At 40.4% G+C, this 14906-nt stretch carries 13 protein-coding genes; 8 read left to right on the top strand and 5 right to left on the bottom strand.

From position 1 onward, the window contains the following. Positions 1–141: 141 nt before the first annotated feature. From HMPREF2877_RS10330 to HMPREF2877_RS10315, 4 genes are all read left to right on the top strand, one after another. On the top strand, positions 142–858 hold the full coding sequence (locus HMPREF2877_RS10330) for an ABC transporter ATP-binding protein (RefSeq protein ID WP_070579914.1): 717 nt from the start codon (positions 142–144) through the stop codon (positions 856–858). Position 859: 1 nt separating this feature from the next. After that, positions 860–1942 (top strand): ABC transporter permease, encoded by a 1083-nt coding sequence (locus tag HMPREF2877_RS10325; protein ID WP_049529196.1) that lies wholly within the window; start codon positions 860–862, stop codon positions 1940–1942. 23 nt (positions 1943–1965) lie between these two features. Beyond that, positions 1966–2589 (top strand): TetR/AcrR family transcriptional regulator, encoded by a 624-nt coding sequence (locus tag HMPREF2877_RS10320; protein WP_049529195.1) that lies wholly within the window; start codon positions 1966–1968, stop codon positions 2587–2589. A gap of 195 nt (positions 2590–2784) precedes the next feature. Next, positions 2785–3549 (top strand): nucleoside phosphorylase, encoded by a 765-nt coding sequence (locus HMPREF2877_RS10315; RefSeq protein ID WP_070579912.1) that lies wholly within the window; start codon positions 2785–2787, stop codon positions 3547–3549. A gap of 62 nt (positions 3550–3611) precedes the next feature. Here the strand turns inward: HMPREF2877_RS10315 and HMPREF2877_RS10310 are convergent, their stop codons facing one another. Further along, positions 3612–4247, bottom strand: a complete 636-nt coding sequence (locus HMPREF2877_RS10310; RefSeq protein ID WP_070579910.1) for an HAD hydrolase-like protein — start codon at positions 4245–4247, stop codon at positions 3612–3614. A gap of 175 nt (positions 4248–4422) precedes the next feature. Next, entirely contained in the window at positions 4423–5724 is a 1302-nt protein-coding gene (locus HMPREF2877_RS10305) for a VWA domain-containing protein (protein WP_070579907.1), read from the bottom strand. 125 nt (positions 5725–5849) lie between these two features. Here HMPREF2877_RS10305 and HMPREF2877_RS10300 point away from each other — a divergent pair, with 125 nt between their 5' ends. Beyond that, on the top strand, positions 5850–6818 hold the full coding sequence (locus HMPREF2877_RS10300; RefSeq protein WP_070579904.1) for an ABC transporter substrate-binding protein: 969 nt from the start codon (positions 5850–5852) through the stop codon (positions 6816–6818). A gap of 44 nt (positions 6819–6862) precedes the next feature. Here HMPREF2877_RS10300 and HMPREF2877_RS10295 read toward each other — a convergent pair whose 3' ends face one another. The 3 genes from HMPREF2877_RS10295 to HMPREF2877_RS10285 form a co-directional block, all read right to left on the bottom strand. Continuing rightward, positions 6863–8203 carry an MATE family efflux transporter gene (locus HMPREF2877_RS10295; RefSeq protein ID WP_070579901.1) on the bottom strand — a complete coding sequence of 447 codons (1341 nt, stop codon included), beginning with the start codon at positions 8201–8203 and terminating at the stop codon, positions 6863–6865. A 50-nt stretch (positions 8204–8253) separates the two neighbouring features. Beyond that, positions 8254–9798: a hypothetical protein gene (locus HMPREF2877_RS10290; RefSeq protein WP_070579898.1), complete on the bottom strand. Its 1545-nt coding sequence runs from the start codon at positions 9796–9798 to the stop codon at positions 8254–8256. A gap of 174 nt (positions 9799–9972) precedes the next feature. Continuing rightward, positions 9973–11631, bottom strand: coding sequence for an Rqc2 family fibronectin-binding protein (locus HMPREF2877_RS10285; RefSeq protein ID WP_070579895.1), 1659 nt, complete (start codon positions 11629–11631; stop codon positions 9973–9975). Positions 11632–12307: 676 nt separating this feature from the next. Between HMPREF2877_RS10285 and HMPREF2877_RS10280 the strand changes: the two genes are divergently transcribed. The 3 genes from HMPREF2877_RS10280 (at position 12308) to HMPREF2877_RS10265 (ending at position 14904) form a co-directional block, all read left to right on the top strand. Next, complete coding sequence (locus HMPREF2877_RS10280) at positions 12308–13108, top strand: TraX family protein (RefSeq protein WP_004182498.1); 801 nt, start codon at positions 12308–12310, stop codon at positions 13106–13108. A gap of 133 nt (positions 13109–13241) precedes the next feature. Beyond that, positions 13242–13790: a DJ-1 family glyoxalase III gene (locus HMPREF2877_RS10275; protein WP_045772138.1), complete on the top strand. Its 549-nt coding sequence runs from the start codon at positions 13242–13244 to the stop codon at positions 13788–13790. 340 nt (positions 13791–14130) lie between these two features. After that, positions 14131–14904: a dihydroorotate dehydrogenase electron transfer subunit gene (locus tag HMPREF2877_RS10265; protein WP_045772139.1), complete on the top strand. Its 774-nt coding sequence runs from the start codon at positions 14131–14133 to the stop codon at positions 14902–14904. The last annotated feature ends 2 nt before the right edge of the window (positions 14905–14906 follow it).

The raw sequence follows: 14906 nt of genomic DNA, 5'->3' as shown, positions 1-14906 counted from the left end.
CCCTTGATCAAACCACCCGTTAGACGGGTGGTTATGATTTTTCTGAAAAAAGTTAAATTTTCCACTTGACAAGTGAGTGAACACTCACTACAATATCACTTGTAATCGAAAGTGAGTAAATACTCACTAAGGAGGATGCATATGAAAACATTGCTACATTTACAAGATTTACAAAAATCTTTTGGTCAACAACTTGTGTTAAACCACGTTGGTTTTGAATTACAGTCTGGGGAAATCATTGGTCTAATCGGTCCTTCTGGTGCTGGTAAATCAACCATGATTAAAACCATGTTAGGGATGGAAAAGGCAGATAGTGGTATCGCTTTAGTCTTAGACCAGACCATGCCCAATCGTCATATTCTGGGAGATATAGGCTATATGGCCCAGTCAGATGCTTTATATGAAGCTTTGTCAGGACAAGAAAATTTGGAATTTTTCGGTCAGCTCAAAGGTCTCTGCAAAAAAGTCCTAAATGATGAAATAGCTCATGTGGCTCAAGTAGTAGATCTGACTGCCCACTTAAACAAGTCGGTATCTGGTTATTCAGGAGGGATGAAACGACGCTTGTCGCTAGCCATCGCACTCTTAGGAAACCCACAGCTCTTGATTTTGGATGAACCAACTGTTGGAATCGATCCTTCTCTTAGAAAGAAAATCTGGAAAGAGTTAATCACGCTTAGAGACAAGGGAGTAGGAATTTTGGTTACTACTCATGTCATGGATGAAGCAGAGCTGACAGATAAGGTTGGTCTCTTGTTGGGCGGTAAAATCATTGCCTTCGATACACCATACAAGCTAAAAGAAACTTACGGTGTTTCAAGCATAGAAGAAGTCTTTTTGAAAGCAGAAGGAGAATAAGATGAGAACCATTGCCATTGCACAAAAAGTCATCAAAGAATTGCTTCGTGACAAACGAACACTAGCTTTGATGTTTGTGGCTCCAGTCTTTATCATGTGGTTGATGAACCTCATGTTTTCGGCTAGTACAACCGTGAACGTCAAGCTTGCAACGCAGGATCTACCAACTAGTTTGGTAAGTAGAATGGATGACTTAGACCATGTCAGTGTGAAAACTTACAAAGACTTAGATCAAGCCAAAGAAGCTTTAAACGATGAAAAAGTAGATGCAGTTATCTCTTATAAGGATGGGGAGTACCATGTAGACTATGCCAATACAGATGCCTCTAAAACTTCTGTGACCCGACAAGTATTACGAACCAGTATGGCGAGTGAAGGCACCAGTCAACTAGTGACACGTGTCAAACAGGCCCTTCCTCAATTGAAACTCGATGCAAAATCACCAGAAATTAAGGAATCTTATGAGTATGGAAATGAAGATACTGGCTTCTTTGCCAAAATGATTCCAGTCTTGATTGGATTTGTGGTTTTCTTTTTTGTTTTCTTGATTTCAGGGATGGCACTTTTGAAAGAACGTACCAGCGGAACCTTGGATCGCTTGTTAGCGACACCAGTCAAACGTTCGGAAATCGTTTATGGTTACATGATATCTTATGGACTTATTGCTATTCTTCAGACAGCAGTTGTCGTCATGGCTGCCATTTGGTTGTTAGATATTGAAGTTGTCGGAAGTTTATTAAATGTTATAATAGTTAATGTAGTATTGGCTCTTGTAGCACTAGCCTTCGGAATTCTCTTGTCTACTTTGGCAAAATCAGAATTCCAAATAATGCAATTTATTCCTCTTGTGATTTTGCCTCAACTCTTTTTCTCAGGAATCATTCCTCTTGATTCAATGGGAGAGTGGGCAAAAACAATTGGAAAATTCTTGCCATTGACCTACTCAGGTGATGCCATGAGTCAGATTATTCTTTACGGACGTGGACTTGGAGATGTCTTACCTAATATTGGTGTTTTACTTGTTTTCCTTATCGTTTTGACAATTCTCAATATTGTCGGATTGCGTCGTTATCGTAAAGTTTAAAATATAAATATACGAGGATGAAAATGAGCGAGAGTATTTTTGAGTCGTTTGAAGCTTATCTAAAAGAGGCAGACTATCCCAAAGGAAAGAAAAAAATCATGCAGGCGGCGGTCGATTTGATTTCTACTAAGAGTTACAATGGGACCTCCACCCTACAAATTTCCAAACATGCGGGACTTAGTCAGGCAACGCTTTTCAAGTATTTCAAGACCAAAGAAGATTTATTAACAGCTATTTTACATCCTGTTGTTCCAGGACTTTTCGGTCGTTTTTTTGAGGAACTTTTGGCCGTTAACACGACTGAAGAAAAGGTTCATTATCTCGTTCACAATCGCATGGCCTATCTAAAAAAAAATCGTGCCTTGATGAAAATTATTCTACAGGAAATTTTTTCAAATAAGAAACTGAGAAATGAGCAGATTTTTATCTGGAATACCATTCAGGATAAACTTTTAAGAGTCCACGAGGAATTAGTGGCAGATCCTCGTGTTAATCCTGAAATCACGATCCCTCAAATGGTACGCATTTGTGTGGGGCCCTTGTTGGCATACTTTGCCCAACTTTATATCGTTGGCGACAAAGGTGACATAAGAGAAGAAGACCTTGACTTATTAGAAAAACAGATTTTAGGTGGTTTGTGGAAATAAAACCTGACTGCAATCATATTTCTTAAAGTAGCATACAAAAAGACATGTTTCTGACTAAAATCAGATTCATGTCCTTTTTAGGTGTTATGATTTAATCATCTATTTTTCTTGATTATAAGCTAATAGATTTTATGAAATCATATAATCAGTTTGCATTTTTTGATATAATAATTCTTAAAACTTAGGAGGCAAAAGATGATAAACAAACATGAAATTCCTATTTTAGAATTTGACGACAATCCTCAGGCAGTGATTATGCCGACCCATGAGGATTTAGGTTTGGACCTGCCGCCTAGGTGTGTTTACGGCTTTTTAGAGGAAGAAGTCGAACGCTATGCGATATCAGTTGGCGCCGAAAAAGTAGGCGAATTTGTCTCTGCCACCAAAGCCTATCCTGTTTTTGTCATGAATTACAACGGGAAGGAAATTTGTTTGGCTCAAGCTCCAGTTGGCTCAGCTGCAGCTGCACAATTTATGGATTGGCTAATTGGTTATGGCGTAAAGCAAATCATATCAACTGGAACTTGTGGCGTCTTGGTTGACATGCCAGAGAATGTTTTTTTGATTCCGACGAGAGCTTTGCGAGATGAAGGTGCAAGTTACCACTATGTTGCGCCATCTCGCTATATAGACATGAATGAAAAAGCTCTTGGAGCCATTGAGAAAACTTTAAAGCAAAAGAAAATCCCCTATAAAGAGGTCATGACCTGGTCGACAGATGGCTTTTATAGGGAGACACCAGACAAGATTTCCTATCGTATTGAAGAGGGCTGTAGCGTTGTAGAGATGGAATGTGCTGCACTAGCAGCAGTTGCTCAACTTCGTGGAGCTATTTGGGGCTTACTTCTCTTTACGGCAGATTCCCTTGCGGATATTGACAATTACGATCAACGAGATTGGGGCTCAGAGGCTTTTGATAAGGCTTTGGAGCTTTGTCTAGATATCATTGTTCAGATGTAATTTTGATTCAATAGAAAAAAGAGCATGACTATATAATCGTGCCCTTTTCGTCTGTTAAATTATTATTTCAAAATATCGCAAAGTTCTTGGGTGGTATCAGCTATAAAATCAGGATTTTCTGCCAAAAGAGTTTCGTTTTTCCCAAATCCCCAGGTCACCGCTATTGTTTTGATGCCAACCGTTTTTCCACCAATCAAGTCAAACTTGGTATCACCAACAATGACGGACTGGTCTTTAGGTGCCTGATTTTCAGTGATGGCACGCAGCAAGACATCAGCCTTATGAAAGGCAGTAGGAGTGGATCCATAAATGCCATCAAAATATTCAGTAATTCCAAGGTGTTTGCACATCTCCAGAGCAATAGGTTCATTTTTTGAAGTTGTGATAAAGATTTTTTTGCTAGGATCTTGACTAAGTTGTTGAAGGATTTCTTTTATGCCATCATAGAGGTGAGCCTCCAATTGTCCTTTAGTCTCATAATAGTCACGATAAATTTTGACAGCTTGGGCTGCACCTTCTTCACTAACCTCTTCTTTAAAGGTTACTTCGAGAGGTGGTCCCATAAAGGTGCGAATTTTCTGATCACTAGGAACAGGAAGGCCTAGTCTTTCAAAGGTTTGAACAAAACCATTGTGGATTCCCTCAGAACTATCAACGAGAGTACCATCAAGGTCGAAAAAAATGTGTGTGAGTGACATAGAATTCTCCAATATAGTATCGTTGGTTTATTATAACATGATAGGTGGGAAATAATCAGATTAAAATAGCTAGGCGTATAAAATATAATCCTACCAATCCAAAACACCTCAAAATTAAGCTTTTGGGGTGTGAATCACGGGGTGCAATAATTAAGTTTTTAACGTAAATGAGGTGTTAGTTACGTTTTGGTTTGACTGCCATGCCTAGGCCGAGTGCCGCATTGATAAGACCAAGTGAAACTAGAGCAGCAGATTGGCTAGAACCTGTTTCTGGGAGTTCTTTATATGTTGGTTGCAATGGCGTTGGTGCCTCGTAGACCGTACCCTCAACGTAGTATACATTTCCTGGAACAGTTGGTGTTGCTGGTTGCACCGTTTCAGGCTGGTTAGTTGCTTTAGTAACCAAGTGAGTCGTAGCAATCACTTCATAAGTATCCGTTTGAATACGATAAACACGTCCTTCTTGAACAGTTTCAATCACGTAGTTTGAGAATTGCTTGTTCAAAAGATCGGCGAAATCTTTATCGATATCGAGGTAGAGACCATTGGTACCTTTTACCAATGGGTCAAAGTCTTTTTCATCATATTTCTTACCAACTACGGTCAAAGAAATCCCAGCATCTTGAAGGGCTTTTAGTGTAGCATCTTTAGTTGGCTTTTTTGGAGTAAGGTCGATATCTTCGTCAGTGACCAAGAAGGCGAAGCGACGATTGTTCTTACCAGTTCCCCAAGTATAATCAGGTGAAGTTGCAATATGTGATAATGCTGTTGTTGCTTCCTCATCTGAACCAGTAGTACGAATTGCTTTTAATTTACCAATAAAAGCGTTCGTATCCGTGGTGAATTTAGAACCTCCGAAATCATGGTAAGTTGTGTCTTTGCTTGATTCATAGTCAACCAAACCAAGACGTGCTTGCACATTTTTAGATTCCAAATCACGCACGAATTTTTCAATGTTATTAGCTACGTCAGTGATATGGCTGTCCATTGAACCAGATTTATCGACAATAAAGACGATGTCAGTAGTTCCCTTGACTTCTTGGCGATTCACCACATCAGCCTCTTTAACAACCTCGACAACAGTCGTTTTATTGACTGTTTCAGTCGTTGTTGCGACATATTCATCTGTTTCTTCAGTTGATGTTGCTGTTGCGATAGCCTCAGTTCCATCAGTGCTTTCTTTTGCTGTTACTGTTGGCTCTGTAGCCTTAACGTCGACACCTACAACATCCCCCACTTTTGCATTTTCTAATGGGATTACCGGCGTATTGGCCTTAGCTTTAATTTCTTCAGTTGCTTTGGCAATAGGTATTTGAGCTGTTGTTGATTGAGGTGCTGCCTCAGTCGTAGTAGCAGGTGTTGCTGGCGTTGTTGTTGCTGTTTCATCGGCTGATACAGCAGTCCCTGCAAAGATAGTAGCTAGAGCTACAGAAGACAAGATAAGCGATTGCTTACGAAAACGAATCTGTTTTTCCATTAATACATTTTAGGAATCAAAAACACTCAATTCCTTCCAAAAAATCTTAGTCATAGATTGACATTAAAGAAGTTTTAAGATAACTTTAAAGTAACGATTTAATCCGATCTTATCGAGGAGTTGCCATGAAAAAAATAAATCTTCTTTATTTATTAGCTATTCTGGCCATCATTTCTGGTCTTTTACTGTATTACTTGCCAGACATGACGTCTGGACATAATGCAGAGTCAAATAAAACAAGTCAGACTTTTAAGGAGAAGACAATTGTCCATGATTTTGGTACGACAGAGTTGAAAAAAGCTCCAAAACGTATCGTTATCCTCGACAACCTCTATGGTGAAATCTTGGATCCTCTAGATATCACTCCAGTAGGGGCGACAACTGGTCAAGCTGATAGTCAAGAATTTTCAACCCTCTTTAAGAAACAATACAAGGATGCCAAAGTGGTTTCAGTTGGTTGGCAGGGTAATCCAGATTTGGATAAGATTGCTGAGTTAAAACCTGATTTAATCCTTATGACAGGCGAGCAGGAAGACCTCTATGATGAGCTGTCTGAAATTGCACCGACTGTTGGCTACCAAATCAACACCGATGAAAATTGGGACTATCATGAAACCTCTCTTAAGGTGGCAGAAATCTTTGATAAACGTGATGAGATGAAGAAGGATCTCGATAGATTGGATGCTAGGGAGGCCGTTTTCGCGGAGAATGTCAAAGCCAAGTTTGGCAACCAGAAACTGATGTATCTGCGCGTGACTGACAATGACATCCGTTATTATGCTTACGGGCATTTTGGTTATCTCTATGATACTTATCATTTCAATCGAGCGGAAACCTTCAATCCAGATGATATGTTACAAGTTATCGATCCAGATAAACTAAAAGACATTAATCCGGATCTCCTGATTGTTCAAGCAGATTCTCAAGAACTCCTAGATAATAAACTTAAAAATAGCCCTGTCTGGACTAGCCTTAAGGCTGTTCAAAATAACAAGGTCATCTATGCTGACTACTCAACCTACATGCTGGGCTTTGGGATTGTCTCCCAAGAAGCTATTATGAAACAGATTTCTGATGAATGGGGATTAAATTAAACTAAAAACGACCATGACGGTCGTTTTTTTATGTTCAAAAAAGTTTAAGTGACAAACAAGCGTTTAATATGTTTTCTTAAGGCAAAATAGAGCTGAATGGTCATGGGGATCCAAATCAAGGGCTCGCATAGGATAACGCCAAGATAGCCCATAGAAGGAATGACCAAAAGAACAAAAAGAATTTTTCCCAAAAGCTCAATGAAACTAGAGGTTAAAGGTGTGAGTTTCTTACCTAGACCCTGCAGGCTATTTCTAAAGATGAAGAGCATTCCTAAAATAGGATAAAAGAGAGAACTGATACGGAGGTAGCGACTGGTATTGTCAATAATCACAGTATTATCTGAACCGGAGATAAGACCAGCTAAGAAGGGGCTTGCTACATAGAGGAGGACACAAGCAATGACAGACCAAGTTATAGAAACAAGACAAGATTGCTTTAACCCAGCTACTATGCGCTTAAACTGTTTGGCACCGAAGTTCTGTGAGGTGAAAGTAGTCACCCCGGCAGCAAGTGAAGTCAAAGGGAGAACAGCAAAGGACATAATCCGTCTTGCCGCAACTTGAGCGCTAATGATGAGAGGGCCAAAGCCGTTAATGGCATACTGTAAGGTTACAGTCCCAATAGAAACAATAGAATTCATGAGTCCCATGGCCATTCCTTGTCCAAAAAGATCCAAATAGAGACTTGAATCAAGAACAAAGTCTGACTTGCTTGGTAGAAGGAAGGTCACTTTTTTCTTAATATAGTAAAGACAAAGAATTGCCGAAAGTCCTTGAGAAATAATGGTTGCTAAGCCTGCTGATTGAACACCAAGATGAAGTTGAGTAATAAAGAAAAGGTCTAAAACGATATTGACCAGAGCTGAAAAAATCAGAAAATAGAGGGCTGTCAGACTATCACCAACCGCTCTGAGGAGACCTGCACACAGATTATAACCCAAAGTAACCCCAACACAGGAGACAATCATGGAAATATACTGGTAGGACTGCCCGATGATAGAAGCAGGAGTTCCTAAAAATCTTAGCAAAGGATAGAGGCCGAAATGTCCTAGAATCATAACCAAGGCGCTTAAGCCCAGACCGATGACAACTGTGGCCGCCACAGACTGACGAAGTTTCCTATAGTCTTGCGCACCATAGTAACGTGCGATAACGACCCCCATACCATTTCCAACACCTAAGGCAAATCCGATAACCAAATCAAAAATAGCAGAAGAAGCTCCTACAGCAGCCAAGGCATCTGGACCTAGAAAGCGTCCCACAATCATGACATCCGCAGTATTATAGAGTTGCTGGAAAATATTGGATATCAGAATTGGTAGAGCAAAGATTAAAAGAGACCGCAAAATAGGGCCTCGTAAAAGATCAACTGACGAATTTTTCATAGACTTATTATAGCAAGATTGTAATTGTGAAACAATGACAAAAAGCCATCCTAAGATGACTTTCGACTATTTTTTAGATAGCGGCTAAGTATTTGTGTCATATGGTTGTAGCCCGCCGCAATCATTGGAATTTGTAAGTAAATATAAGGTAAAGTGTACTGACTTTTAGTCTCAGATATGAGGTGGAAGAGGATACCCCCAAAGAGATAGAGAAAGGCATAAAGTCCCAACGTTGCTCCGTCCCCCATTCGTTTATAAGTGAAAGCGTAGTAGAACACACCACCAAGATATAGGACTAGGAGATAGCCTTGCATATAGGTCACGAAAAAGAGATGTAGGGTCCCATCGTGATAGATAGAGGTCGCAAACCTATTCCACAAAGGCTGAAACTTGTCTTTACTTGGGCCATTCCAGATGGACTGGAAGCTTCCCTCTGTCCAAGAACTGATAAACTTGGTGCTGAAAAACCAACTGGCTTCATCGGGATGTGCTAAGAGATATTGAACACGCTTATCAAAAAGGTGATTGGCACTTTTCTCAATCTTTTCGATATTTCCCTTTTTCTTGGCGTATATGTCACGGACATAGCCGGTATACCATCCTGGCATGCGTTTAGAATCAGGCTTGTCCTGTAAGCCCATGGCTAGCCAAGCAATCTGAGGTGTTCCAGGAATTTTTTGGTGGGTGGTAATCTCGTAGTAACTGGTCGTCGCCTTATGCAAACTCATAGGAAAGGCAAAGAAAGCCAAAACCAAAAGCAAATAGCGGTAACGATTCTCTCTCAGAGTCAATAGTATCAAAATACCAGATAGCGCAATGATGAGAATGATGTTATTGCTCCTTACCCAGTAGGCCAAAGATAGCATGGCCACCGAAAGAATCGCATTCCTAGCCTTACCACGTCTTAAGTAACGTAGAAAGAAAAGAATGGCAAAACTAGAAAAGAACAACCCATACATAAGTCCATAGGCAAACATGATGTTAAAGACTAAGGGTAAGAAACCAAAGCTCATGATGACAGCCAAACGACTAACTAAAGGCCTCGTAAACAGTTCATCCGTGATTTTCCAAGTAGCATAGTTCATACCAATGACCATGCCAAGATTCAATACATAGAAAACAGAGATAACTGTTAAAGGAATCAGATAGAGAACCAAGCGTTCAAAACTGAGCAACCCCAACTGATGAGGATAGCGGAAGAAGTAGGCTCCTGGTTTTATTAGGGAGAAGTCACCAGCATTAAACTGAACCGCCCCCTTAAAGACAGTACCTGCATCGTCTCGACCAGCAAAACTGGTCAGAAAAATCAAAAGTAGGCCAAAACTCACAAAGCAAACAGAAAAAAAGATGAAAATCTGCTTTGTTGTCAGTTCCTTTAAAATCTTGGGCCAGAGAAGGGTCAAAAGCAGAATGGCCCCACCTGAAACATAAACATACCAAGGAACGCTACTAATCTCTGCCCACTCAAAGTATCCCGTCATCATGGTCGTGCGAATGAGTAAAGCAGTCACAAATAATAGTCCAAAGACTAAGAGCCCCACATAGCGCCCTAACCATTCTAAAAAAGAACTCGTATATGACATAAGAGCCTTCATACTGAAAGTCTCCTTTAATATAGGTAATTACCCTTATAGTTTAGCACAGTCGTCGGAAAAATGTAATGAAAATCAGAAGAAAATCTCATTCATCAACGAAAGAAATTGCTCTAATGAAGACATAGAAAAACTCTCTCTTTTTTTAAACAAGAGAGTTTGATTTTATAAAGTAGATTACTTCATCCGCATACTATCAATTTTTTCTTCAGTCGGTGTGACACGTAAGGTCTTTTGTCCCGTATAAGTTACAAATCCAGGCTTACCGGCTGTTGGTTTGTTGAGTTTCTTAACATCAATCATATCGACTTGAACCAAGTTTGACAGACGTGCCTTAGAGTAGTAGGCTGCCAATTCAGCTGCATCTGTTTTGACCTCATCAGTAGGGTTAAGATTGTCCTTGATAACCACGTGACTCCCTGGAATATCCTTGGCGTGGAACCATAGCTCACCCTTTTTAGCCATCTTGAAGGTCAACTCCTCATTTTGCAGGTTGTTACGACCAACCATGATAATGGTCTTGCCATCAGAAGCTAGATACTGTTCAGGTTTCTTACGTTTGTGACGTTTGTCAGTTGAACGACGCTTCATAAAGCCAGCCTGAACAAGTTCCTCACGAATATCCTCGATTTCATCCATGTTGGCTTGAGAAAGACTGAATTCAACACTTTCCAAATAGTCAATAGTCTGCTTGGTTTCCTCAATCAAACCAGTCAAGTGCTTAACAGCCTCCTTGAGTTTCTGGTATTTCTTGAAGTAACGCTGAGCATTTTGGTTAGGCGTTAGAGCAACATTTAGAGGAATGGTAATCTTTTCGCCAGTGTAGTAGTTGTCTAGCTCGACACTATCCTTGTCATTTGGAACCATTCTAAGGTAGGTGGTCAAAAGTTCACCTTTTTGACGGAACTCCTCAGCATTTTCAGTCGCTGCAAGCTCTTTTTCCTGTTTAACAAGCTTTTTCTTGTTTTTTTCCAGTTCATTTTGCACGCGGTGGATCAAATCACTAGCCTGTTGAGCCACACGATCACGCGCCGCCTTGTCCAAGTAGTAGTAGTCTAAAAGGGCTGACAAGGTTTCAAATTCAGGTTGGTCCTGACTATCTGAGAATCTTACAGCTGAAAATGCTTTAGCCGTTAAGTTTGGCTCTACTTCACGATTGAAGAAGGCACGGAAATTCTTGAGCTTATCAGTCTCAAGTAAAGCTGATAATTCATTGGCCGTGTCACGCCCCAAACCTTGGAAAAGTTTTTGAAGGTTTCTAGCTGACAAATCCTCGGTTTGTAGAATTTCAAAGAGTTTTTCATCTGGAATGTCGAAAGGATTCTTAGCATCCGTCTTAGGAGGAGCGATGTAGGTAGACCCAGGCAGAATAGTACGGTAACTATTTTGTGAGAAACCAACATGCTTGATAGACTCAATGATTTTGCTCTCGTTCTTGTCAATCAGGATAATGTTGGAGTGTTTCCCCATGATTTCCATAACAAGAGTAACCTTAACGCTATCACCGATTTCATTTTTATTAGAGACGGAAATCTCAAGGACACGGTCGTTTTCCAGTTGCTGGATATCCTCGATAACCGATCCCTGAAGGTATTTCCGCATAATCATGGTATAGGTGTTTGGATTCTGTGGATTTGGCAAGTCAGCCTTGGTCGTTTGAATACGTCCAAAAACAGGGTGAGCTGAAAGCAGAAGCTTGTAATTCTGACGATTGTTACGAATGGTCAAGACCAACTCACGCTCAAAAGGCTGATTAACCTTCTGAATACGTCCGTAGAGAACCTGCTCACGCAACTCAGCCGTCATATGATGAAGAAAAAAGCCGTCAAAAGACATGATGTACTTCCTTTCTTGTTAGTGATAATAATTGTTTTATTTAAAAAATAAAATTTTCTGTGAAACTTTCCTTAGGTGTTGGCGGACGTCAGCGAACTTTTACAAAGTTCCATGACTAATAAAGATACAAAGGGCGTCTGCGGATATAGTCAAAAAAGAAAGTTTGACGCAGAATCTTTAGATTCTAGGAGAACTTGTCTTTTTGACACAATCCGCAGCCCGTGTTCAATTGTTTTTGAGCCCCTTCGCTTTTTCATTTTTAGGCTCAGGCTAAAACAGTTCCCCGAACTGTTTTACTCTCAAAAATTCCGAGCGCCTGAAACCTTTTAGTTTCAGGCGCTTTTAACACGGCGGAAAGTCTCGGTTAATTGCTCGCTCTGCTCGCAAAAAAGTTATTTCAAAAACTTGAAGAGTTTATGAACTTTGTTAGTTATTTTTAAATAATTTGCATACGTTATGAACGTAAATATTGCCTAACTATTATAGCACAAAGAGAGTAAAAATGCTTTGGATGGGTAGTCGGAATTGAGTTTGTTATTATTATGGACCATTCTTTATTACAAAAATTGTTACGCTAAAACAGTTAAAAGTTATGTCTTAGATTATAATGAATACCTTTGAATTTATATCTGACTTGTGGTATCATTTAATATGCTGAAAATTAAAGGAGCATTAAATGAACGATTTAAAAAAGATTAGCAATGCGACTAATTTGAAATACCTAGCTGTTGCACTTATGTTTTTGGACCAAATCTATCAGATGTTCGGGAGTATGGGGGCACCTATATGGTTGACGATGTTGGGACGTCTGTCTTTCCCAATTTTCCTCTTTCTTGCTGCTGATAGTTTTCACTACACACACGATCGTATGGCTTTTCTCAGGCGTCTGCTTTACATGAGTTGGTTTATGATCATTGGCAACGCCATCATTGGTAGTATTTTTCATAATGGTAGTATCGGTTTAACCAACAATGCCTTTTCAACCTTCTTTATCACCGGGATTTTTATTTACTCTTGGGATTTGTTGTTTAAGGGACTTCGTGACAAGTCTTATAGGGAATTGATTCAGGGGATGGGTGTCTTTCTCTTGCCAATACTTTCAGCAATTCCAGTTGCTGTACTAGGGGGGATTTTTGAAACACCTAACGGAAATCCATTTGTGGCTCATAGTGTGGCTTTTCTCTTGTCTCTGGTACCAAGTGTTATCATGGTTGAGGGTGGCTTTGTGATGGTTATTCTTGGTTTACTATTCTATATTTTCCGTACCAATCGCATGGCTCAAATCATTGTCTTAGCTGTTATTTCAGTGATTGCCCATCTCTTTGATCCGACGGGTGTGCAATGGATGATGATTTTTGCTGCGATTCCTATGTATTTTTATAATGGTAAGCGTGGTAGTGGTAACAAGAATTTCTTCTATATTTTCTACCCAGCTCATATTTATCTCTTGTGGATCCTAGCAAGTTTGTTTAGATAAGATGACAAAGACAGTCCTTGTGCTGTCTTTTTTTCATGCTCAAGAGCCATTTTTATGGTTTGTTTCCTGCTTCTAAAACTGCTATAATTTAAGGCGTAATAGAATCTTGTGATAAGTCAATTGGAGGTATATCATGACAAAAGTAGCAGTAGTATTTGCGGAAGGTTTTGAAGAAATCGAGGCCTTGAGCCCAGTGGATGTCTTCCGCCGAGCAGGATTTGACTGTAACATGCTAGGACTTGAAAGTGCGTCAGTAACTGGCTCACATGGGATTCAAGTCGCTATGGATGGTGTATTTGATGGTAATTTTGCGGATTACGACTTGGTGGTTCTTCCTGGAGGTATGCCTGGCTCAACTAATCTACGCGACAATCAGGCCTTGATTGCCTCTCTTCAAGAGGCTGCAAAAGCTGGAAAATATGTTGCTGCCATTTGTGCAGCACCAATTGTTCTCGAACGTGCTGGCTTGCTCGAAGGGCGTAAATTCACATGTTTCCCAGGTGTTGAGGACCAAATTGCATCTGGCGAGCATCAAACTGACTTGGTGGTTGTTGATGGCAATATTGTCACTAGCCGTGGTGCCGGAACAGCCCTAGCCTTTGCCTACGCCTTGGTTGATTTGTTGGGTGGCGATGGTCAACAGTTGGCTCATACTATGGTTTACGACAGATTGTTCCAATAATCTTATTTTAAGACTGTTATCCAATATTCTTAACACCTATTGTTAGGAATATTGACAATTTATGTTACCCTATGAGATGATTGAGAACGTATCAAACAGAGGGCCTAGTTATAGGCTGGAGAGACCTTAGCTTAGTTTTTTAAGCTTTGGTTTTTTCTTTTCTCCTTTGACATCCGTCTTGAAAACGGTTATAATAATCACAAAATAACCTTTAAATGAGTCCAGAGAGGCTTGAAAGGTCGGACAGGTGAAAAAACAGGGTTCTCCTGTAATTTTTTGTGCGACCTTGCCATGTGGCGAGGTTTTTTTGATGACATTTTGCAGTTTAGAAAGGGTTGTCATGATATTAGTTGAAGATTTAACCATTGTGAGTCAGCGTGAGATTGCACCTCGTATTTTCGAGATGGTGCTTAAGGGAGAGATGGTTGCAGATATGCAGGTTGGTCAGTTCGTCCACCTCAAGGTACCAGACCCAAGCAAGCTCCTTCGTCGTCCGATTTCCATTTCAGAGATTGACTACGACAAGAAAGAGGCAACCATTGTCTATCGTGTGGAGCGTGAGGGAACAGCTATTCTGTCTAAGATGGTAGCTGGTCAAACTATTGATACCATGGGGCCTCAGGGAAATGGTTTTGATATTTCCGTTGTCGATGCTGGGGAGAAAACCCTCCTCATTGGTGGAGGTATTGGTGTGCCACCTTTGGTTGAGACGGCTAAACAGTTGAAGGCTAAGGGAGTGGAAGTTGTATCAGTGATTGGTTTTGCCAATAAGGATGCCGTCATCTTGGAGGACAAGCTCAGAGCTTGTGGTGAAGTCTACGTGACAACTGATGACGGTTCATACGGTATCAAGGGTTACGTTTCGACGGTTATTGATGATTTCGACTGGACTCCAGATGCCGTATACAGTTGCGGAGCTCCAGGCATGCTTAAATATGTCGACAGCAAGTTTGAAAATCATCCTCATGCCTATGTTTCTATGGAAGCTCGTATGGCTTGTGGTATGGGCGCTTGCTATGCCTGTGTCGTTCACGTTAAAGGAGAGTCGGACGCCAAAAATCTTCGTGTTTGCGAAGAAGGGCCAGTCTTCCCTACCGGAAAAGTCATCGTCTAGGA

Source organism: Streptococcus sp. HMSC072D03, from assembly GCF_001812855.1.
In the GTDB taxonomy this organism is placed as follows: Bacteria; Bacillota; Bacilli; order Lactobacillales; family Streptococcaceae; genus Streptococcus; species Streptococcus salivarius_D.
Note: the sequence above shows the minus strand (reverse complement) of the source record. Positions and strands in the feature narration are given on the sequence as shown.